This window comes from Vibrio sp. SCSIO 43009, from assembly GCF_023716525.1.
In the GTDB taxonomy this organism is placed as follows: Bacteria; Pseudomonadota; Gammaproteobacteria; order Enterobacterales; family Vibrionaceae; genus Vibrio; species Vibrio alginolyticus.
On the sequence record NZ_CP071843.1, the window covers coordinates 1,271,854 to 1,295,386 of the forward strand.

Here is a 23,533-nt window from a genome sequence, read left to right on the forward strand (position 1 = left end):
CTTACTCTTCTTTCGCGTCTTGGTCGTTGCCAATGCTTAGTTCATCCAACAGTTTCTTTCTCGCTTCTTCATCTTGAAGAACCGATGCGATCTTCTTACGGAACGCAGGCACGTTTCCTAGAGGACCTTTAAGTGCAACCAAGGCTTCGCGAAGCTCAAGTAGGCTGTTTAGTTCAGGTACACTTTTCGCGATCGCTTCAGGAGAGAAGTCCTTCATGTTTTGGAAGGTCAGATCAACACCAATCTGGCCGCCTTCTTCATCAGAAAGACGGTTTTCAACGTTGACTTTAACGTTTGGAGACATGCCCTCTAGCACTTCGTTAAAGTTGTCTTTGTCGATGTTAATTGGAGTACGTTCTTCAATTGGTGTCTCATCTGCACGCGCAGTAAAGTCGCCAACTACCATCATGCTTAGCGGCAGCTCTACGTCTTCTTGCGTATCGCCAGTTGCTGGAACATAACGGATATTAATTCGCTCTTTAGGAGCCACCGAGCCGTCACGTGACATAATTCGTTCCTTATCTAACTCTTTAATTAGTCGTAAATTGCTTTCCACTCTTCATACTTCTCAGGTAGAAGATCCTTGCTTCCAAATAACCGATGGAGTGTTTTTCGAATTAGGTCTTCTAACTGTGACGATAAGTGGGGTTCCCAGCTCGCGAGATTAAACGCTTTTTGTACTTCCCACCCCTTCTCAAGATACGGCAAACACAACGGGTATAATCCAACAGACTGGTAAGCTGCTATCAATTGTAAATACAGCATGAACTGCCCACGTCCCGAGCTATCCAGCTCAAGTTTGTGGGCAAGCTCTGCGGCACATTCCCCTAGATTTTCTAGAGTGATATCCTCCATTGGCAGCGAGTCTTCCTGCGAAATCACAACCGTTTGAACAACGGGTTGAGAAGTCGAAGAAGTAGTATCTTGAGTCGATAACCAGCTCAAGGTCGCTTCATCTGCAAATGGTATAGAATTCTTAAATGAGAGGTGCTCGATGCCCTCTAGCGATTCAACAAAACGCGTCACTTCTTGTTTCACAGCAAGCGCTGCATCATCAAAGCCCAAGTTATTAAGCATCGAATACACGAAGTAATGGCCCGTCAGCCAAAACGGCGCATCCGTTAATGTGCGCTCCAAACGCTTAATGGTGTCGATGTCGCTTTCTTGGTCAGCTTTATCTCGGTATTCCGCTTGTTGATCGGACGACACTGCCAAGCTCAAAGGCGTTTGATTATTTTGGTGGTCGGGTAGACCATCAATGTCATCCCAAGTCAGATGACGATAAATCCGGTAAGCCAGCGGATCACTTGGGTTCGCATGAAGCATGACTTCCGCAACCTTCTTCAAGGTGCGCTTAGAAGCCGTCGGCGAAGAGAAGTCCGTATCGACATCCACTTCTTTTGCCACCGCTTTCTTAACTGGCGCAGGTTTAGGGGCCGGCGGAACCGCCTTCACCGGTGCGGTTTGCACTTCACTCTGCGCTGGCGTTTCTTCGGCAGCAGACTGCGTAGCTGGTGCAGGCGCCGCTTGTTCGACGTTAACGACTGCATCATCGCTCTGCTCATCAGCCGCAGCTTGTTGAGATAAGACGTTGAGCTGAGTGCGAATCTCAAAGAAATCCGCTTCTGAGTCTTGGTAAACCTCGTCGTACTGGCGCTGCACTTCTTCAATAGTCGAAATGCAGTTTGATACCAACTCCCATGACTGAGCACTTTCCGCTAACTTGCTGCTGACCAGTTTAAACTGATGGTTCAACCATTCGACCGCGCCATCTCGACCCCGCTTTCGGGAAGGATACAATTCAACGCCAAAGCGACTTAACGCCTCACTAAGCAGCTTTAGACCTTGTTCAAAGCCTTGCAGACCAAACTCTTCTGTTAGCGCGCGAACGAGGTAACAAATGGCTTTTAAGTCTTTACTGTGGTGCTCTAGAACTTCAGTCGCGTGCGTTTTTACCACGCTCCAATCTACTGTTTCGCCAAACAAGGAACCGAATTTCTTCACTTCGGACTCCATCATTTCGTAGCAAAACTCGTAACGGGCATCGTTTCCCACTGGAGATTCATCAGAAATAGGATTAAGCAGACGATCGATATCAATGTTGGACAAAATTCACGTCTCCTTCAGTCAAGTAATCTCTCAACGCACGCGCTACCGCAATTGCGCCATTTGCTGGCTTAGATAATCGATGGCTCTGCTCAATCGCATCCGACGCCATGCTATCTAGAATTTTCGTGATTTCTGTAAATTTACTTGGTGCATTCCGTTCTAAATCGGCAAGGGATTCATGTAGCTTTTGTTTGTCGTAAACGGATTGCTCCATCACGGTGCTAAACAAAATAAATTCGCTTCTTGCGACGATTAAATCCTTTATTTTTTTGTCTAGTTCTGGCGTATTACCGAAGTAGGCTTTGGCTAATTCGGCTTCTTCAATTGCTTTGGTGTAAAAGTGCGCCTCTGCATGTTTATCGATGGAGTCATTAATATTTTCCATCACAGCCTTTGGTAAGATTTGGTTGTAGAAATAGGCTTGTGACTGGTTTAACAACCATGCCTCTTTCATTTCATTTTCTGCGAGCTTAGCTTCACCATCTAAAATTAAGCGAGCAATCTGCTTATCTCGACTGCCAGCTATGGCAGATACTTTCATGGAATCGATAGACGCGACATTTAACCCAGACATCACTTTAGTCAACGCCTCATCCGCATATGGAAACAGAGCACCGTCACGAACAAGGGTTTCTCGCAAGGTGACAAGCTCCTTACGTAATTCGACTAATGCCATTGGTAAGCCATCCGCTAACGATTGATACGACGTTAACTGAGCCTGTTTTTCTTCATATAAATTCGAGAGGCTTAACTGCTGAGCTTGATATGCTGTTCGATAAGCTTCTGTCATATCAATACTCTGAGTAGCTTGAAACAATTCTTCTTTGATTTTCCATGGAGGCTGAGCTAAAAAAGAAGCCGTTTCAGAGGGCGTAATAACGTGAGTTACAGTAGTGACACCTCGGGAAAAAATGGCATCCAATTGATCTTTATTCTGTTGATATAAATAACTTCCTGCTGTTGCCAGCACACTCAACACTAAGCTCGCCTCTAATATTTTAAAGCGACCATACGCCGTTTTATCATTTGGCTTACAGTGTGTAAGCAGCAAGTCCGCGTTACGCAAGCTACTGAAAATTGGTGCGTTAGAATTTGAGCTAATTGATTGCGTATCGATTCGCGCTAACTGTTGAGCAAAAGAAATAGCGGTATAGCCATGCCCTCTTGGTTTGTTGATGACTTCTTTCAGCAATTTCCAAATATGAGCCGGGATCAAAGCCGGACGCTTTCGGTCTTTTAACTGCTTATTCCAAGCATCACCAAATATTGAGCCTAAAAATAAATGTCCAGCGAGCAAAGCGAGAGAGTAAACATCATCTTGCGGTTCCGCGATGCCAGTTTCTATATAAAGAGGGGAAGCGTAGCTCAAGCTTGCTTCTGCGTAAGGTTCTGTCTCTCCAATGTAACGAGCAGCGCCGAAATCAATGAGCTTAACGTAATCGCCTTCACTCACTAATACGTTAGATGGTTTAATATCAAGATGGCAGATACCTCTTGTATGCATAAACTCTAGAGCGCCAGCGAGTTGATACACCAACCAAGCGATGTGGTCGTGGCGGAAGCCTTTAGAAGAATGACGCTCCATTTTTTCTGCCAGTGATTCACCTTGGATCCACTCGTACATCAAATATGGGCGTTCGAATTCGTTGCCGATTTTTACAAAGTTAGCAACGCTAGGGTGTTGAGAAAGCTCCAGCCTGCTCGCTTCGTTAATCAACATTTTGCTCGCAAATTCTGGCGAGTCATCATTGATAACTTTGCAACAGATTTGCTTCTCTGGCTGCCCTTTTTTTGCAAGATGGTAAACCGTTGTCTTACCATTTTTAGAAGGAAGCTTGTCTAATACATCAAACTGTGAAAAAAGCACGTACTCAAGCTTCGGCTTATTTTTTTCTGCTAGCCTTTGCTCATTCTGTTTCTTTTTCTCAATAGCTTTAACAACCAACTGATCGATATATCCTTTGGCTGTACTCTGATTATTAGACACTTAGTACTCTTTCATAGAATAAATATTATTAGAGTTGAATAATATTTTCTTGAACGTACTTGTATCAAGGTTGGTATTTAAAACAAACAGTAAGCCTATTATTTTAGTTATTATTACTAACTTATTAGACCTTTTTACTTACGCTTTCACTGCATGAGTTATACGCTTTTTCGTGTTACAAACTTCAACCTAATAATATGAGTATATTTTCATTGCTATTTGATCGATGAGTACCCACTAACATTGCAGTAATTGGAGAACTCCTTTGTCACCATGAAAGTCGAACATTAACAACGTAGTTGGTTGCTTAAAGTGGTGCTCTCTGACCGCAAAGGCAATTAAAGCGAGAGAAGAACAACTGCCCATCGTGCCCCACAACTCATTGATAAGCTGCGGTTGTTCTGAGTTCGTGAATCGTTCTGCTTTCGCCCCCAGAGCAAAACCGTAATCTTCCGAGTGCATACGAAGGTTCGTCATATCGGAATACACTTCACCAAATGAATCGAGCTTTTTACTCGCACGTTGAACAAGTCGAAACATGCCTCTTCGGTCTGAAGTGTTTAATTCCGTATCAATGTAGCCAAGCTGCGCTTGAGGCTTAAGTTTCAATGTTTCTACGGTATTTCTTCGACAAAGAATTAAACCCGCCCCACCCTCACTCGGAATAACACCCCATGGATTATTGGTACTCATTACCATCGCATCGTCGATGAGTGTTTGCATCGAACTCACCAAGGAATCGACACTGATACACATCATAGCATCATATTTATCCAATGATTTCATGGCCTGGAGAACGAAACTGGGCCCACTGGCATGAACAGCATTCACCACAGAGAGAAATTCAGCATAGTTACTTTCACCAAGCCATTCTTGCACCTTTACTAGTGAAACAGACGCAGGCACCGCTATAAGCAAAGGTATTGGTCTCAATGAACGTGGTAACTGTGCTAACAATGAATCAAGCAAGTGGGTGATTAACTCACACGTTTTCTCAAACTGCTCACTTTCTTTGGTGTATTCGATTTTGGCGTAAGTAAAACGCTCGATACCATCATCCCCTAAACATTGGTCGAATCTTCCTAAATCAGCATACGAAACTGCACTAGCAATATCTAAATTCATACCGGTTGGCGTCATCACTTCCATCCCTAGCACGTAACGGCCTGTTGAATTATGCATGCTCGCTTACCTCTTCCAACTTAGTGATCGATGTCGACACCAACAAATGCTCCTTGCCCTGACAAGGAAACGCAGCGGTGTAACTGATTGATATAGTTTTCTTTTCCGCATCAACGAATAAGGTGTACATCGCCATATCAGCTTGATAACTTTGATCTTTGAACGTCGCGATCGCACGGTATTTTTCTTTAGGAATTCGAAATGAAAGCGTGTCATCATGACAAAAGCCACTCATCATCAAACGCTCCCCCCCACGAAGGAAGCCTTTGCACTGTTGATCAATAGGCGCGCTTTGGAAGAACCGCTTATCAAAATCGAGTGGCAACATTGGCTTGCGGTTCTCAATCCAATCGTCATCGAACGTGCCGGCCAGCTTCTGGCGCGACTCAAAGAACGGAGGCACTGGCCCGAACCCCGCAACGCGTAGTTTTTTCGCGGCGGCACTCCAGTCCTCTCGGGGATAAAAAATCGAGGGCACTTTCTGTTCAAGCAATTCTTTGTTGGAGTCGGCAACCCCACCACCTATTCGGTTACGTAAATCACCGCCTACCGCGCAAGTGTAATCAATGTCTTTTTCAATAAATGGGACTGGATTGCTCAGCGTGATACTGCCAGCATGCTCAACCCATACGCGTTCCCCGTGAATAGCGAGAGTCTTATCGATATGACCATCAATCAGCACACGACACTCTTGGTATGTCACTGGCTTTTTCGCGTAGCTGCGCGCTTTGCCGTAAACAAGTACATCTGTGTTTTCTTTGGTATACGCGAACTCGTGGTCAACTTTCATCGCAGAGAAGCCTTCTTCGCCCAAATATTGGGGATCATCGAAGATTTCACTTTCACCTAATTCGTGCCAAACCACACCATCGAATTGCCATGTGCGTTTGGCGACTACAACCCAGACTTCATCGCCGTTTTCGTCACGTTGAAAACGACCTTTGAGTGATAGCTCAGGGTGCGCCTCAATATCCCATAACTGCATTGCTATTCCTTAAGTTGAATCGTTCGCTCGCAGAAGGTGCGGCCTTTAAATTGTTAAAGTTCCAGTCTTGTTGATGAATCGGCATTGCCATATCCCAAGGCACGTAGGCTCTGGATTGAATACAGAGTTGACGCCATAGCCAATCGCGGAACAGCACATCAACGTTAGAATCTTGCATCGCAGCTAACGTAGACTCGAAGCTCAATGCGTAACCCAAGCGGCTTGGTAGATTTTGGATATATTTTTCATCTTCCACCCACTCATTGAGCAGATCGACAATCTCTTCCCATTCATACTCGACACCAACATCTTGCGGATTCAGAGGAAGAAGCTTTCCGTAGACGACATACAAGGCTTGAAGCCAAATTTCACCTTCAGCTTCCTCCAGACTTTCCAAGTGCTCGATGATTTGGGGCACCAGTTTCCAATTACCACCCAGCGCAAAATCAACAGGTGCTAATGAAGAAGAGATATCAAACGCCTCAAACTCTTTTAACTCAAGTAACTTGGCATAAGTGAGCACTTGCGCTGATGGTAATCCATTTGGTTCGATGCCAAAGCACTGACGGAACCAAGTGCCTCTGTCACGTTTGGTAATCAAACGTTCAAATAGATATTGTTCGCTGCCTGCATTGTCATTGAGCCAATCAATCCCCTCTTTCACGTCTTGTAAAGCGAGCAGTGGCAAAGCAACATGAGAGCTAATGATGCTGGCTTTGTGCCAGCGCTTGATGAGAGAAACACTTAATGTTTGACGTACACGTAAGCATTCAAAGTAAAACGCACTGGATGTCGCATTACCCTCAATAAGCTCCGAAAGCGTGCTATCCATAGATTCAACCGGAGATTGTACGGCAATGACCATTGCGGTTTTAGCGTCAATATCTTCGAGTAAACTCAATCCGCACAAAAGGTTATCCAACTCTGAGCCCAACTCGCCCTGTAGCATCAGCCAGCTGTAGATTTCTGGCTCCTGGCCTCTTAACTGATGAATCAACCCCGGTGCTAGCCGATAAAACGACAAGTACACCTGCTTCAGTTCTTCAATTTGGCGTTCGATCAGCTTGAGATACGCCAACTCACGACTTGGATAACCCCTTTTGTGAATTTGAACTCGCTGCCTGATTAAAAACCCGATACTTTCAGAAGCAATGGACAGCTTTTCATTACAGAAATCCAGCCATGTTACTGGCAACTGGGAAAGGTCATTCACAGCGCGATCAGCTTTTGCTAACGCGCCTTCGACTTCTTGATTGGTTATGGGTGCCTTTAGGTGCTCGACACCGATTCTTTGTCGCATCTAGTTATCCGTTATTAGCGTGCCATAACGCGATTGCAATTAGTTAATACAAAGTAATTAGCTAACTCGACGTAAATTAGCTAATGCTAGGTAATTAGTTAATTGCGATCGTTCCGCCTTGAATTTTTTGTGCTTTTTCTGCTTGAGAAGTGACGTACTTTGCTTTAGTGGTAATTCGTCCATCGCGCCCGCTATAGCGAGTTTCTGTCTCACCACTTTTGACTACCAACTCTTGTTCTGTCTCGATAACCATCTTCTTCGCTCGCAATACAAACTCGTCAGAGTCATCCAGAATGGAGAAGAAAATGTCCGTCACAAGAGGCAAGCTTAAGTCGTCGTTCAAAAACTCAACTCGACAACTTAATCGATTATCGATAGCCATTTGCAGTTCAGAACGACGAAAGCCACGTCCTAGTCTCGCAGTGAGTGGCTGCTTAAATGGGTTACCATCAAAATCAACTCGCACACTGCCCGTAGACTCACTGATAGCCACTATTATTCCAAAACGCGAAAAGCAAGCCGTTGATTCGGCTTGCTGCTCTGATATTACTTCTGTTGTAAGAGGTTGTTTTTCCATTGTTAGTTAACCACTACGTTGCCACCTTTCACGACGACTTTGTCACTGCCTTCGATCGTAATAGCCGAGCCTGATAACTTTATTGAACCATCACTGTTCATCACTAAAGAGGAACCACCCGTTTTCAATACAATCTTGTCGCCACTGATAATTTGCGTTGCACCATCAGCTTTATAAGCGGTGTTCCCTTTCACTGATACCGTTAAGTTGCCACCAACCGTCTGGTTATCATCCGCACCAATATCTGAACTCTTAGACGCACCGATAGTAAGGTTACTGTTTTCGCCAATATCTAAGTCATCATTTTTACCGATCTTAGTCGTACGGTTATCACCAATTTCTAAGTCAGAATTGTTTTTCACATACTGGGCTTCGTTCGCGTTGTATGTAACGGTAACGTCTTGCTCGACTGTCTCGGTAAACGTACTGTTTACTTGTGTCGTTTTATGCCCATGAATGGTTTCTTTATGGTCACCATGAACTTCATTCGTTTGGTGACGTGCAACCTTCAAGAATTCATCTTGACCGATATCACGGTAACGGTTGTTGAGCACCTTGGTCGACATGTCTTTTTGAGCGTGAATATAGACTTCTTCTTGGTTCGCTTCGTCTTCAAAACTCAACTCGTTGTAACCTGTTCCTTTGTGCGTTTGCGTGCGGAACGTGGTACGAGTTTTGTTTTCTGGCAAAGAGTACGGTGGGAAATGCAAACCGTTGTAAACTGCGCCCGTAACTAACGGACGATCTGGGTCCCCCTCAAGGAAAGTCACTACGACTTCATGGCCAATACGCGGCAAATAAACTGCGCCCCATGTTGGCGCCGCCATGGATTGGCTTACACGAATCCAACAGCTTGAATGTTCGTTGTTATCACCGTAGCGATCCCAATGGAACTGTACTTTCACTCGACCAAGCTTGTCGGTGTAAATCTCTTCACCTTCTGGTCCTACAACGACCGCCGTTTGAGGGCCATCCACTACTGGTGCCGCTAGTTTAGGCGCTTTAAACACCACATCACGTGGAATACACGAGAACTGGTTGTAGTAAGTGGTTGGCATACCACTCGCTTCATCTTCATGCACTTGCGGATCTTGACCTGTGTGCATTACAGACAACATGAGGTAATCGCGGTTAATCTCAGAACGCGGGTGGTCACTGACGTTAAAGCTGTAACCAGATGCTAAGCGCATTACGTCACTCGTTGCTTCCACTTGTTGATTATCGACTATGTGTTCCGACATCCACTCCGTGGTTCTCACCTGACCCATCAGCGGGTCAACGTATCGTCCAGGATAATCAAACTGCTTGAGATCTTGGTCTAGCTCGCCAGCCTGTGTCATCTCTTGTGGAATTTTAGGGTGTTCGTAGTTGTAATCTGTGTACGTAACCTGTCCCGTTCTAACGCGGTTAACTAACTCGAGATCAGAGATATGTTCGCGATCGGCAACACCGCCACCATCGGCATGATAAACAATCGGCCCAATGTAAGAAGCATTTAGTGGCGAGCTTATCAAAGGTGCAATCGCGTCATTACTGTCGACAATGACCATCGTATGATTTGAATCGCTATGGTCAAAGTAATACCACATACCGTGTTCAGCCATCATACGCTGCACGAAGTGCAAGTCAGACTCACGGTATTGCAGAACGTATTCTTTTGGAGGATAAGTACCCGACACTTCAAATCGGTAATCGGTGACTGCCCCATCATCGAGTACTTCTGTGATGATGTCTTGCGCTGACTTTTGCTGGAAAATACGACAATCTTGGCGCTGAGATAAGAACCAAGCTTGAGGAACCAAGACTAATTGATAACGAGAAAAACGACGTCCAGTCCCTAAGTAACGAACTTCATTCACCACGCCGTTGAACACGCGCGCAGCCCCAACACCTTGTCCGTAAAGTGTCAACGTTCCTGCTTTACGTATTAACTCATCGAACGAGATATCTGGATCAAGTGAAAGTAATGAGAGATTGATGTGGAAAGGCTTAGATAACTCTTCATGAACATGAAAGCTCTCAACCCGAAATTCATGCCCACATCCAGGTACTTCAAATTTAAATTCTACGTCATTCACCATATCTTTTACCTGATACAAATAATCGAATTAGGGCCAACAATCGTTGGCCCTGAATCTTTACGCGACGAGCAATTAAGCTTCGCGTGGAGCACGCCAGTCGTCGTTACCCGCAGTACCACAGTTTTCGTGAGTTACTTCGATCGCACGGTAAGTGAACTTAAGCACTTCTTCTGTCACGCGGTCAGCTGTTGCTGCGTCTTGACAGTGGTTCATACGAGTTTGGATATCGACAAGTAGCGCATCAATCAATTTGATTGAGTAGTAGTGCTCTTGTTTACCTTGAACTGAAGTACGGTAGAAGCGGATCACACACTCAGGAAGTTTTTCGCCAGATACTAGTGCGTTGAATAGTAGTGGAGATGAGCGATCTTGAACTTTAGTTACAACAAGTGGACGGTGTACACGTTGACCCGTTGGCTGACCACTTTGTGGATCACGTGGAACTGTTAGCACGTGATCAAGCTCTTGTACTAGGAACTCATCAACGTGAGCTTCTTGCCATGTGTTACCTACTGAATCTGCAGAGTAAGTATCTTTAGTAATATGGCCTTGAGTCTCACCTTGGATAGACATATATGCTGGAGTTGGCATCGCTATTTCCTTTTCTAAAATCTGTTTTGTTTAAATCACCAAATCGCTTATCACCGCGACTACTTGGTATAATCAAAGTCCGTGCCAACTTTAAAAACACAGCAAAAACAACGACTTAACCAAATTAAGACATTATTCACTAATATCTTGAGTACAATTTATTGGATAAAAAACCAAAAAGTTGGATTAAGATAATAATAAATTGTTCTAACTTTAAAAAGTGAAAATAACCATATAAAACCGTGTAAATAAAGTCATTAAAACTAATAAATCCGACACTTTTACTATCAATTAATTTAGAATAACAACGCCATTAAAATAACCACAAACATTAATGTCACAATAATCATTAAAAATAACCAACAAACGATAGTCAAAATATCTTGATAAAAAAAGAACGCAATTACTTTTAGTATAATAGCCGCTACCTCTTTTCCTCTAAAGAATAAAATGGCTATGATAAATATAAACCTTTCTTCATTAATTCAGCGTCTACACCCGATTGCAAAAGTAGCATTAGAAGACGCCGCTGCACTTGCAGTCTCTGAAAAAGCAAACGAAGTTCAAATTGAGCATTATTTACTGAGTCTATTAGAAAGGCCAAATAGTGATTTTGACGTATTATTAAGTCATTTTGATTGTTCTGAGAACTTATTAAGACAATCGGTTCGATCCACACTCGACACCAACGCCAAAGGAAATGGCAGCAAACCTGTTTTTTCTGCTTTATTAATCGAATGGTTGCAAGAAAGCTGGCTGGTTTCTTCTTTAGATCTATCCGAAACGCAAATCCGCTCTGGTGCCTTACTCCTTACTCTTGTTAGCAACCCTCTCCGTTACGGCCAACATGGTTACGCCTCTATCCTTGAAGCGGTAAACCCTGACAGCCTTAAGCGTAACTTTGCAGAGCTAACAAGCCACTCTATTGAGGCGCAAGTTGCTACTTCAGAGAAAACACAAGCTCGTGAGGATGGCTCAGCACTGAGCAAGTTCACAACCGACTTCACTGGTAAAGCACGCAAAGGCGAAATCGACCCTGTTTTCTGCCGCGACCAAGAAATCCGCCAAATCGTGGACATTCTTGCTCGTCGCCGTAAAAACAACCCTATTGCTGTTGGTGAACCGGGCGTTGGTAAAACCGCAGTAGTAGAAGGTTTGGCACTTAAGATTGTACAAGGTGACGTACCAGACAACCTCAAAGGTGTTGAGCTTTACGGCCTGGACATGGGTCTTCTGCAAGCTGGTGCAAGCGTAAAAGGCGAATTCGAAAAACGCCTAAACGCAGTATTGGATGAAGTGAAAAACTCGCCAACTCCAATCATTCTATTCATCGATGAAGCACACACCCTTGTTGGCGGTGGTAACCAAGCAGGCGGCAGCGACGCGGCAAACTTGCTAAAACCAGCCCTAGCGCGTGGTGAAGTGAAAACCATCGCTGCGACAACATGGTCGGAATACAAGAAGTACTTCGAGAAAGATCCTGCCCTTGCACGTCGTTTCCAATTGGTGAAACTCGACGAACCATCTCCTGAACAAGCAGCATTGATCATTCGTGGTCTGCGCCCTGCTTATGAAAAATCACATAATGTTTACGTGCGTGATGACGCGATCACTGCTGCAGCAGCACTTTCTGCTCGTTACATCTCTGGCCGTCAACTGCCAGACAAAGCGATCGATGTACTAGATACAGCATGCGCGCGAGTGAACATCAGCCTTAATGCCATTCCTGCTTCTGTTGAGACTCTGCAGCAAGAACTTGCAGCTCAACAGCGCGAGCTAGAAGCTCTTGAGCGTGATGCTCTGCAGCAAACTGGCGACAAGCACAGCCTTGCTAACATTCCAGACCTAAAACTGGCAATGGAAACAACGAAAGAAGAGCTAGCAGAACAAGAAGCGCAATGGCACAAAGAAAAAGAGCAGATCCAAGAGATGATTGCTCTACGCTCTCGCTTACATGAACTGGTCTTTGGCGAAACAAATGAAGAAGAGCTTGTTGCAGACGAAGATTCAGAACAAGAGCAAGACGTTTCTCCATATGCAGAAATGGATGAAGAAGCCGTTCGCATTGCAATTTCGGCCTGCCAAGAACAGCTAGATGTAATCCGCAATGGCAACCCACTGGTTCACTTTGAAGTGGGCCCAGATGAAGTCAGCCATGTGATCTCGGACTGGACTGGTATTCCAATGGGTAAGATGCTTCAAGACGAAGCAGAAACCACGCTAAAACTGAAAGAAAGCCTAACACAAAGCATCAAAGGCCAAGAATACGCTATCGATGCACTGTCTGAAGGCATTCAAACCGCAAAAGCAGGCTTAGGCAACCCAGACGCACCAACAGGCGTATTCCTGCTGGTTGGCCCAAGTGGCGTGGGTAAAACCGAAACTGCTCGTGCAATTGCTGATCAAATGTTTGGTGGTGAGCGCTTTATGACGACCATTAACATGTCTGAGTTCCAAGAGAAGCACACGGTATCTCGCCTAATTGGTTCACCTCCGGGTTACGTAGGTTACGGCGAAGGCGGCATGCTGACAGAAGCGGTTCGTCAACGTCCATATTCTGTTGTTCTTCTTGATGAAGTGGAAAAAGCCGACCCTGAAGTGTTGAACCTGTTCTACCAAGTGTTCGACAAAGGCACGCTGAACGACGGCGAAGGCCGAACCATCGACTTCAAGAACACGCTGATCATCATGACCAGTAACCTTGCAACGCACGAGATTGAATCTTTGGTTCATCAATCAAAAGACATCGATGCGAACATCATCGCAGAAGCTATTCGTCCTACATTGAACCAACATTTCAAACCAGCGCTGTTGGCACGTATGTCAGTACTACCATTTGTTCCGCTGTCTGATGAAGCAATGACAGAAATTATTCACCACAAGCTGAATAAAGTTTCTCAGCGTCTACAGAGCCATCACAAGTTGTCGCTAAGCTACGAAGAAAGCTTGGTTGAGTTCGTACTAGGTAACTGCCGCCTTGCTGAAACAGGCGCGCGTAACATCGACGCGGTCATCAACCGTCAGTTACTGCCTCAGCTCTCGACTCAGCTATTAGTGCATGACAAGGATGATTCACATACGCAAATCGAAGTGTCTGTCGATGAGCAAGGAACACTAACCTATGCGTTCAGCTAACCATAGCGAACTTAGCAACGCCCTACTTGCGATCAGCCAGTCTTTGGCTGATCGCAGCCAGCTTACTCAAACATTGGACGCTGTGTTGACCGCTGCGAGACAAATGACCCTCGCAAAGCACGGCATCATTTATGTTTTGGACCAGACTGGTCAGGCGTTGATTCCAAGTACCGCTCACCATAACGATAAAACTATCGTTTCCCACCCTTGGGAAGCATTACAGTTAGACTCAGCCAGTGAGAACGATCCATTCAACTTTGCCATTCGTAATGGTGAAGTGGTGTTGATTAACGAGTTGTATAAGTACAACGGCTATGACTGCGAAAGCATCTATCAAACTGAGCAGACGCTAGGGCTAAAAAGCGAGAACTTGCTGGCGTGGCCTTTGATTGATAGCGAAAGTAAGACCATTGGACTCTTGGTCTTGCTCGATTTAAGTGTTATCGACAATGAAGCTGCATTGACTGAGTTTTGTCGTATGGCCGCGAGTAATATTCGCCAAGCTGTGTGGTTAGAGCAATACGGGCAAGTGATTAAAAGCCTCAGTGCCGATAATCAAGCCCTAGTGCGCGAGAACACTCAGCTCAAAAAGCGCACTCAAAAAACCTATCAGGGCCCAATTGCTGAGAGCGAAGAAATGCTCAATGTCTTGAATCGTCTTGATAAAGTGCTATCTCTTCCTGTCGACGTTCTGTTGCGTGGTGAAACTGGTGCCGGTAAAGAAGTGATCGCGAAATACATTCACGAAAACTCTAACCGAGCAGAACAACCTTTGATCGTTCAAAACTGTGCGGCTATTCCAGAGCAGTTATTGGAGTCTGAGCTTTTTGGGCATAAGAAAGGTTCATTTACAGGCGCAGACAAAGACAAAGTCGGCCTGTTTGAAGCAGCCAACGGCGGCACACTTTTCTTGGATGAGATTGGTGATATGCCAATGCTACTGCAGGCAAAATTGCTGCGTGTACTACAAGAGCGTAAAGTTCGCCCAATCGGCACCAGCAAAGAGATTGAAGTGGACGTGCGCGTTATCGCCGCTACTCACTGTAATCTTATGCAGCAAATCAAAGATGGCGGATTCCGTGCCGATTTGTTCTATCGTTTGAATGTCTTCCCTATTACATTACCACCACTGAGAGCACGCAAATCGGATATTATTCCCCTTGCCGAACATTTCGTGCAACACACCACCAACACGCTAGGTTTGCCGCAAGCGCCAGGGTTAAGTGCCAACGTACGTAAACAGCTGCTTGCCTACCAATACCCAGGGAACGTGCGTGAGCTTAAGAACATCATCGAGCGCTCGGTGCTACTGTCCGATTTTGAAACCATTACTCACATTGAGTTTGGCGAACAAATCCCAGAAGATGTACCAAGTATCGACATGAAAGCAGCTTCACCTACCCCAGAGCAACCTGCTTACGAGCAGCAAGCACAAGCGGATTTAGAAGACGTTTCAAAGAGCCTTAAGGACGTTGTCAGCCAATACGAGCGTACAGTGATCATCGATTGCTTAAATGCTTGCAATTGGCACACCAAGAAGGCCGCTGAGCAATTGGCGCTTCCAATGAGCACTCTCAACCATAAGATGAAGAAATACGATATTTCTGCAGCGGGTTGATGGGGGTTAAAAAGAAACTTCTAAATTCAGTATGAAGTCATAAGAAAAGAAAAACCGCCCGAAGGCGGTTTTTTTGTATGTTACTTTGCCTGTAAAAGAGCTATTTCCGGAGCATTGAGCGAAGACGCTTGTTTCGTTATCCAATTCTCAACATATCCTTTCTGCTCGTTCTGTACCCCTAGGTTTTTCCAGTGTAAGTGATTCGCCTCACTTGTCGCATTTTCCTTTTCAACCGTTTCTATCCATGGCTTACCCGTCATGAAGTCTTTCACCGCAGGAACTTGAAGCTCAAACTTCGGTAGTTCATAACCTTCACTTACATCCATTTGTTCAAATGAAGCCAGCTCAAGTTTGATAGGTTTTAGATCATTACCATCTAAAACATCACCAAAAGGTCTTAAACCATTAACTAGTTTGCCTGTAGGCGACACATAAGAGTACTCAAAGCGAATGATATAAAGGTACTTTTTCTCGCTTGAAGTTAATAAACGGGAGAAATTCGCGTCATTCTGATCAATAAATTGAACGGCGCTTTGCTCCAGACCTGTACGCTTAGTCGCGCCGCTATCGTCAAGCTCTAGATCAAAAACGGTTCTTGTTTCTATTCCATTATACCCAGTATTTGACTTCTCGGTAACAAGACGAGAATGAATGTTGACTACCCCGGCATAATACATCACGTCATTTTTAACTGGACCATCTTTGATCTGCAGTTTCACCCCACACTCAATGGCGTTGAGTAACATTGTATCGTAGTCGTCACTCGCACGTTCATCCCCCAACACCGCAAAACAAAGTGAAAACCTTTGCTCTTTCGACCAATCAAAATTTTGGTTTATCAGCTTATTTGCGTTGCCTTCACCCCAAGCAAGGTCACCGTCAATTTCAACACCAGGCAAAATAATAAGGTTGCCATCGATCACCTTCGGTGTACTGTCTCGAGATGATGCAGACTCACTCATGACAAACTCTTCGATCAAAAAGTCAGTGTCTGTGAGTTTCGTCTTTTCCAATGTTCGACCGTTAAAGTTTTTCGCTTCTTGTGCAGGGCTTTGACCATCGATACCAAAGTTAACTTCAGTAATATCTAGAGTGTAATTTTTATATGTACCCAAGCCCTCTAACTTACCCGCTAGCAAATCATGTCCTCCTAGTGAGAAGACATATCTCATCTGCTCAAAAGCACCGGTGTCTCGAACATATTCAAACACGCTTTGACCTGTAAAGAAGGCTTTCACCTCATCTATGACTTTAACATTTGGGCATAACGGCTTGATGCCATGGATTAAAAACTCACCAAATCCATATGTTGGCTCAAATTCAAGACCATGCAATTCCTTATCCTTAGCACCTTTACTATCAAAGTGTTTTTTAATCGCTCCATCAGGATCTTCGAATTGAGAGGCATCCATTTTGGTGAACAATACATCAAAGGTTGGCCCGTGAGAATCCAAGCCAACAACGGCTGCGCGATAAGCGACCTCCTGTAAAAACAGTGTTTTAGATGAGACATTGTCTTTTAAAACTACCTGTAGTTTCACGCGAGTTTGTGGGCGTAGCTTTCGTCCATTCTGCGCAAATGCCCACTCTACATATGGCGTCCATTTAGCACCGTCTTGAACCAGCAAGCGGCTGAACTCTATATCATCATGCCCAAGTTCTACTGTAGCTAAGTTGAAGTCGTGACAAAATGCCTTTAGGCCTTCTCGGATAGAAGCTCTTTCTTGCAAGGACTCATCTGATTTTCGGTCCAAGAATAGACGTGTTTGTACAGGGAATCCCGTATTAAATGCCCCCCCTATTTTTTCACCGTAACTCCATTGTAACGAGCTATTGGCATCTGATTTAGAGAACAAACCAGATTTTTTAAAGCGGTTTACCCAGTTCAGGGCCAGTGTATTACCATCATTGACTGGAATTTCCCAGTTATCACTCATGACATACAGCTGAATAAACTCGTCAACTCGATAATCCTCAATGAAATCATCAAAGTCCCCCGTCAGGCTCCACTTAGCGCGGAGAAGCGTTAGTAACTCAATCAAAGAATTCAAAGCATAGGAGCGCAACAAAAAGCGCTTCAACAACTCATCATGATTCGCCTGTTTTTTGAGAAAGTCAGCTAAGCCAACAGCATCAATGACCTGAGGTTGAAGATCTTGACTGATCCCCTTATACAGTGAGATAAGCTCTTTATTGATACAGCTGAGCGTTTTTAGCATACTTTTGTTATTGTACTGAGCTTTGATCTCCTTAAACGTCGCATCACCAAAAAGGTCGCCATAAAAATCAGTTGCAGCGCCCAAAAGATCTGCTCCCACTTTACCGGCAAAATAATAGGCAGCCACTGGTGCGGCAGGCGTCCAGATTGCGACGCTTGCCATTGCATCAACGGCAGCAATAATCAACTTATCTTGAGCTTCCTTTGCCGCAAGCTGATGCCCTTCCCAAATTTGATGCGCGCGATTTAATGCCATCGTTCCAGATCGGCTCGGTGGTAGGGAAACCGCAAAGTCAGGGATGATCAACCTAACCTCTACACGTCGGTTCACAGCGATATCCGCAGTATCTGATCTGTCGTTTACATCGGCATAACCGTCGATATCATCAATCAGTTGTGACTTACCCTTAAACTCAATCAACAACCTTGATTCTAGGTTCGCTCGTTCTTCTCTGCTTGTTTTGGCGAGGATGGCCTCTTTAACTACATCCGCACGCATTTTAGATATCTTTAAGTTATTTTCATGCGTTCCTATTGGCCCTGCATGGCCAATAATGGCGACTTGGTAATCAGAATTGTCAGATAAAAGTTGACGCAATCTATCGCAGACGATTTTATAGTCGATGTGTAGCGCTTGAACTTCGTTCTCAAACTCAGCAGAGTTAAACTTGAAGTTCATTCGAACAACGACCCCTTGACCATCAGCAAAGATCTGAGCATTCCCTTCTTTACCAAGTGCTTCCTGCACCGTTTCTACCTTTTTTTGCCAATGTTCTGGATTATCAAAGCGACGAACAAACGTTAAAGAAGAAAGATAGTTTTCAGCGTATTTGCTTAAAGTTTCTTGCGCTTCTTTCGCATTTTTAATTTGTTCAGAGAACGCCGAATATTGGTCGAACGCTTCCTTGCCACTTGCGATAACTCCAATTGCTGGTAGCGCGCGATTTGTTCCGCTCAAAAAATCACTGCTTAAACGTCCAACGCCACGCATGATTTTTGACTCTGGGCCTGCCGTTTTAAAAGCACGTTTGATATAAGGAATATCGATGACATGCTTTCTAAACACTAACGCTTGTGCTTGTTTCAGCGTTAGCTCTTTACGCGCAAAAATCTTTGCAAGGCTGACGCTCTTTTTAACACCACTGGTTGCGGCAAGTGCCGAATGTAACGCGATACCACTCATCAGAAATGGAGGTAAGGCCCCCGATTCACTGTTTTCCCATAGCGCCTGCCCGATGGTTTTCGCCATTTCTGCAGGTGGACCATAAAGCTTGGCGCCCTCAATAGAGAGAAAGTCACTGCTCAACGATTCGTAGGTTTTGTTGATCGCAGCATGCAAAGATAACGGTGCGACACCCGGCTTTTGCGTAGTTTGATAGGTTAACCCCTTCGTCGCGTAGTCTGAATAAGATGGCAGCTGATTAGGAAATTGTTGGATGAGCGCTTCCTCTAAGGTGATCATGTCACCACACACGCACGCCATTTTGCCAATGCCCGCTGTATCGATAAACGTCAGTTTTTCATGCAGTTCATAAGTATATACATTCTGCTCCACATCAGTTTGAGGGTGTTTCATGAACTGCTTTGTGACATTGGCCTTCAGTACACTTTCGGGTAACACCTTACGTGTTTCATCGAATGCTAACCATTCATCTTCCCAAAATTGGATACGCAACAAATAAAAACCATCTTCAACTTGGCTTGGATCGAGGTTAAACAATGCACTTGGTAAAACTGTATTACCTTCCCTTTTTGTCACCCACAAAGGTTCTTTTACCGAGACCGTCGCTTCAGCGATAACTTCTTCAGTTGCATTTTCTATATCACCCGCTTTAATACTTTGAACTGGGCGAATCAACGAGACCTCTGCGCCACCATAAAGCTTGTCTGTGAACAGTACAGCACAGCTGTGCATCCTTGGCACAACAAAACCTTTCAGGGGTTTGTTTCTTTTTTTCTGACGCTGCAACCAATCGTTGTAGCGTTGTTGCTCTGCTGTGAGATCGCCACCAATATACGCAGGAGCAAGTTGACTAAGGGCAATTTCTGTAAGTTGGAACTGCACACCCGTTTGGTTTGTTTCGTTAGTCCCATCATCAATGTACTGAGCAAAATGCTTAATGTTTTCAGCAAGGCTTGCCAGATCTTTAGCGCCCCCCGTACTTTCTGGATCATTCTGCGACGCAATCATCTGCGCCAACAAACGTAATGGTGGAAAACTTAATTCATAGTTTTTCCCTTTGCTGAGGCCTTCCGGTCGGTTGCCCAACTTGAGCACTTCGTAATTGTCGACATCTCTCGGCACTGAACTTTCAGAATCGACTTTTTCTCCCGATAAAGGCTGCTTACCCCCTGTTTGCGGTGGCTCACCTAAACCTAACTCGACCAATTTTCCCTCTTTGGTGGTGCCCCACAGTGCGGGTTCGCCTCCCGACAAGGCATTGACAATCACCGGGGTCAAAGGAATGGGACGAATCTTACCCGCTAGCTCATTTACTTCGGTTAGATCTGGTTGGGTATGCCAGTCAGGGAATGCCCTACTTAACCCAACTTGCTTTCCTTCAAAAAAAGCACCAAACAGATAGACTTCATTATCAAATGTGAAAGCCATCAGTTCTCCTCCTTAAACCAATTACCTTGGTTTGCGGAGAGGTTATACACAATGGCAGGATCTATTGTGCGGCTGTAACCCAACGGAGACCAACTCCACGCTTGTTTTGTCTGGTTGTTCTGTACTGACATCAGCATCGCGTTATAATTCGTCAAAGAAAAACGATTTTTTAGACCGATGGCATATTGCATTGCCCCATCACGCTCAATCTGTTGACCATTTGCTAGATCAACAACAAACACATTGTGATAGTTGCGATTAGCCGCCCAAACGATGTCCCCTTCTGGACTGATCGCCGTATAATGCGCTTTTGCTTTATTAACAGGTAACTTTTTCCCCCATTGAACCAATTTTACAAGCTCATGAGTCTTTTCATCAATGATTCCAGCTCCAACATCTCCCACCTCATAAATCAACCCGCCTTTTATAAATCCTGTACCGAATATTTGTAAATCCGTTTTTTCCGCCTCACCTTTAGCAATATCCCACTTATACACCACACGCCCCACCTTACCCGTGCGGTAATAAACGTAGCTGCTATCTTCCGCCCACAGGAAACCCGGAATACCAGCTAAACGATGCGGCAAGTCAATTAATTTTTGCTCTTTTAAATCAAAAAGATGTATGTCAGGTCCGGAGTTCAGTGCAACGTAACGATTATTTGGTGAGCGACTGGTTTTGTATCGAGTGCTGGATGCCTTTCCAAGATAGGGTAAATCTGTCACCAAACGCAGGTCCGTACCATCGGTCTTCATACTCCAAACTTTTACACGCCCTTCGTACTCATCGTACATTGGGTCTGGTCCATATCCTTGATCGTCTGATAAGTTTGCCCAAGTAAACTGAACGCGTGGCAAATCGTAAGAACTCGCGTCGTTTAAATCTTCCCTTGGCCATTCTTTGGCACGATGGATAAAGTAACGAGGAAAGTCACGTTGTTGATAAGTCGCAGAGCCAGATTTACGGACCTTGCTCTGCTCCATGGTGTAGTAGTTATGTTCACCCACGTAAGTGCGGCCGTCATCTTTACAACCCGCTATCGATAAAGCAGTAAGTAACAGTAATAGTATTTTTTTCATGGTTTAACCTAGCAATTCTGAAATGGGTACATTTTCTTCTACAACAACAAGACGTTGGCTACCGGTGGAGAGGCTCGAATGAACACCTCGAACAATATCGACGTTCTTGACCTCTGCCGGCGGGAATGCAAAACGCAGCGTCATATAACCATCGTCGTCTTTCATCGCTGAACGAAAGTACGATTTGTGAATCCAATCGTGTTCTATGTTACGAAGCCCAAAGAAATCGTCCGGTTGATCTGTCAAAGGCTCGTGAAGGTAACGTATAGAAGGCAAAGCGCCTCTTGGAGCCAACTTAAGCCCCGCGATATTGCTTTCTTTATGTTCGTTGATGATTCCACTGCCAGTCCCTGTCGATGCGGTACCGGAAACTGGAATAATATTCTCACCCGCATTATCAAAGCTTTGGGATGAGGAGTATATTTGCAACTCTGAAAGAGACTTAGCAATTGAAGCAGGATCACTCTCTAGCTCAGACAGTTCCGTGTTTGTCAAAGCCAACTCGGAATAATGGATATAACATTCTTGTACTTCTCCCGCGACTTTATATGGCACCCAAATATGCGGTAGAGGAACACCTTGTGCAATACGCAAACCATCTTTGCCAGCTTTATAAGGGCTTAGCGCCGTTTTAACAGTGATAGGATCAATATCTAATTCTGGAAAAACAACATCTACTTCCTCATCTACAAGGCGGAATACCCTAGCACCTTGATCAAGGCTTAGATGTCCCGAATACACTTTCTGACCGGATTGATAAATCTCAAATGGTTCTTCGCCAATATAGTAGTCTGGTACAAGGTTTGCCCCATCAATGTTGACATGTCGTGTTTTCATCGAGGATTCAGGATCATTATTTCTGTAGTACTCTAAATCGACATCAGCAAAGTAGCCTTTTGTTGTAACTTCAACCTCTCGCCAAACTTTGTTATTCCAGATTACATAGAAATAACCTTCTGCAATCAACTCATGTCCATTTGTGCCCTCTAGCATAGGTAGCACAGGCACTAACACGTTATCCCACTCATCCATCTGAGTTTCTTTATCAACGGGTTGCAGGTCTTCGGCGAGTTTAAGCAGGATTGGCTGAGGCTGGTCAGTGCAAGGGATTTTGATATAGAGCGTTTTGCCCTCAGCTTCGAGATCTTTAAATGTCGCGAGGCTGCGGTGTTTGTTTTCTGTATCAGCCTTGCCTACAGTCACTTTTTCTTTTTGAGCGTCCGTTTTTCCCAACATCAAACATGCCGCGTTGCTAGACCACTGCCCTGCAAACTCGACAACGATTTTTTGATCTGGACTTGGCTCAGAGGGGACATGCGTGTAACTACGAACTAAAGCAACATCGTCGGTAACCTGCTTGTATCCTGCTTTAAAAGCTTTGCTTTCATTCGAAGCTGATACAGAGTCAACGAGTGATTTAAGTCTAGGGAAGCTTTGCAGCTGAGAGTCCGTCAATGGCGACCGACGTGCAACGGTAGATAATGACACCCAATTGCCTTTTCCCAATTCGATTCTTATAGCAGCTAGTAATGCGCTGGTCGTTTTTTTGGCAGAGATGGAAATCTTTTGCGCCAATTCTTTAGGGAGGTTTCTAAGGATGTCATCTGAATTTCGCAAACGCGAAAGCTGTCCTATACACTCGTCCGGTGTAAGAACATAAGATAGCTCGTTGGAGGATAGCTTCGAGCTAGGTATAAATTTGCAAACTAAATGCATTTGAATTCTCCACAACCAACATCGTAAATATGGCTGCGGTGACAATTAAGCTGATAAGGCTTACAAGTACGATTTGGTCTGCGTATCCTACTTACTTAGCCATTTATTTTCAACGAGATAGAAAAATCGCCCGAAATCAAAAACACCAAAAAAATGGTGATTTTTACTATTAAAACATGCGATTTGACCACAATAAAAGCCAGTAACATCACCCACTCTGTCAAAATGGTAAAATCTTACTATCTAAAAAAATTTAATTTATGGACTGAAGTTAACAAAAATCGTAGTAACGTGTGCTTCAGGTAAGCACGAGGAAATTCAGAAGTTTATGAGGTGCCCTCCTC

The 23,533-nt window shown here is 44.6% G+C and carries 14 protein-coding genes; 2 read left to right on the forward strand and 12 right to left on the reverse strand.

What is annotated here, in order from left to right:
- Position 1 precedes the first annotated feature (1 nt).
- From tssB to J4N43_RS21280, 9 genes are all read right to left on the reverse strand, one after another.
- The gene (gene tssB / locus J4N43_RS21240; protein WP_005373381.1) at positions 2 to 508 is read right to left on the reverse strand and encodes a type VI secretion system contractile sheath small subunit; all 507 of its coding nucleotides are present in this window, start codon (positions 506 to 508) and stop codon (positions 2 to 4) included.
- Positions 509 to 534: 26 nt separating this feature from the next.
- Positions 535 to 2,109: a type VI secretion system protein TssA gene (tssA, locus tag J4N43_RS21245; protein ID WP_158159487.1), complete on the reverse strand. Its 1,575-nt coding sequence runs from the start codon at positions 2,107 to 2,109 to the stop codon at positions 535 to 537.
- Complete coding sequence (locus J4N43_RS21250; protein WP_158159486.1) at positions 2,096 to 4,096, reverse strand: serine/threonine protein kinase; 2,001 nt, start codon at positions 4,094 to 4,096, stop codon at positions 2,096 to 2,098. The genes tssA and J4N43_RS21250 overlap by 14 nt, the downstream gene beginning before the upstream one ends.
- Positions 4,097 to 4,333: 237 nt before the next feature.
- Positions 4,334 to 5,278: a hypothetical protein gene (locus tag J4N43_RS21255; RefSeq protein WP_158159485.1), complete on the reverse strand. Its 945-nt coding sequence runs from the start codon at positions 5,276 to 5,278 to the stop codon at positions 4,334 to 4,336.
- Complete coding sequence (locus J4N43_RS21260) at positions 5,271 to 6,263, reverse strand: DUF2169 family type VI secretion system accessory protein (protein ID WP_151515692.1); 993 nt, start codon at positions 6,261 to 6,263, stop codon at positions 5,271 to 5,273. The genes J4N43_RS21255 and J4N43_RS21260 overlap by 8 nt, the downstream gene beginning before the upstream one ends.
- Positions 6,244 to 7,563: a hypothetical protein gene (locus J4N43_RS21265; protein WP_158159484.1), complete on the reverse strand. Its 1,320-nt coding sequence runs from the start codon at positions 7,561 to 7,563 to the stop codon at positions 6,244 to 6,246. Before J4N43_RS21265 ends, J4N43_RS21260 begins: the two co-directional genes overlap by 20 nt.
- 94 nt (positions 7,564 to 7,657) lie before the next feature.
- Positions 7,658 to 8,140, reverse strand: coding sequence for a hypothetical protein (locus J4N43_RS21270; protein WP_158159483.1), 483 nt, complete (start codon positions 8,138 to 8,140; stop codon positions 7,658 to 7,660).
- 2 nt (positions 8,141 to 8,142) lie between these two features.
- On the reverse strand, positions 8,143 to 10,221 hold the full coding sequence (locus J4N43_RS21275) for a type VI secretion system Vgr family protein (RefSeq protein WP_005373412.1): 2,079 nt from the start codon (positions 10,219 to 10,221) through the stop codon (positions 8,143 to 8,145).
- Between the two features lie 72 nt (positions 10,222 to 10,293).
- Positions 10,294 to 10,812, reverse strand: a complete 519-nt coding sequence (locus J4N43_RS21280) for an Hcp family type VI secretion system effector (RefSeq protein WP_005373415.1) — start codon at positions 10,810 to 10,812, stop codon at positions 10,294 to 10,296.
- A 456-nt stretch (positions 10,813 to 11,268) separates the two neighbouring features.
- Between J4N43_RS21280 and tssH the strand changes: the two genes are divergently transcribed.
- Together tssH and J4N43_RS21290 are read left to right on the forward strand one after the other, a co-directional pair.
- The gene (tssH, locus tag J4N43_RS21285) at positions 11,269 to 13,947 is read left to right on the forward strand and encodes a type VI secretion system ATPase TssH (protein ID WP_158159506.1); all 2,679 of its coding nucleotides are present in this window, start codon (positions 11,269 to 11,271) and stop codon (positions 13,945 to 13,947) included.
- Entirely contained in the window at positions 13,934 to 15,565 is a 1,632-nt protein-coding gene (locus J4N43_RS21290) for a sigma-54-dependent Fis family transcriptional regulator (RefSeq protein ID WP_158159482.1), read from the forward strand. The genes tssH and J4N43_RS21290 overlap by 14 nt, the downstream gene beginning before the upstream one ends.
- An 80-nt stretch (positions 15,566 to 15,645) precedes the next feature.
- Here the strand turns inward: J4N43_RS21290 and J4N43_RS21295 are convergent, their stop codons facing one another.
- From J4N43_RS21295 to J4N43_RS21305, 3 genes are read right to left on the reverse strand one after another with little or no spacing between them, the layout of a single operon-like run.
- Positions 15,646 to 20,394 (reverse strand): OmpA family protein, encoded by a 4,749-nt coding sequence (locus J4N43_RS21295; RefSeq protein ID WP_053349231.1) that lies wholly within the window; start codon positions 20,392 to 20,394, stop codon positions 15,646 to 15,648.
- Entirely contained in the window at positions 20,394 to 21,473 is a 1,080-nt protein-coding gene (locus J4N43_RS21300; protein ID WP_053349232.1) for a YncE family protein, read from the reverse strand. The genes J4N43_RS21295 and J4N43_RS21300 overlap by 1 nt, the downstream gene beginning before the upstream one ends.
- 3 nt (positions 21,474 to 21,476) lie before the next feature.
- Complete coding sequence (locus J4N43_RS21305; protein ID WP_053349233.1) at positions 21,477 to 23,189, reverse strand: hypothetical protein; 1,713 nt, start codon at positions 23,187 to 23,189, stop codon at positions 21,477 to 21,479.
- Positions 23,190 to 23,533: the final 344 nt, after the last annotated feature.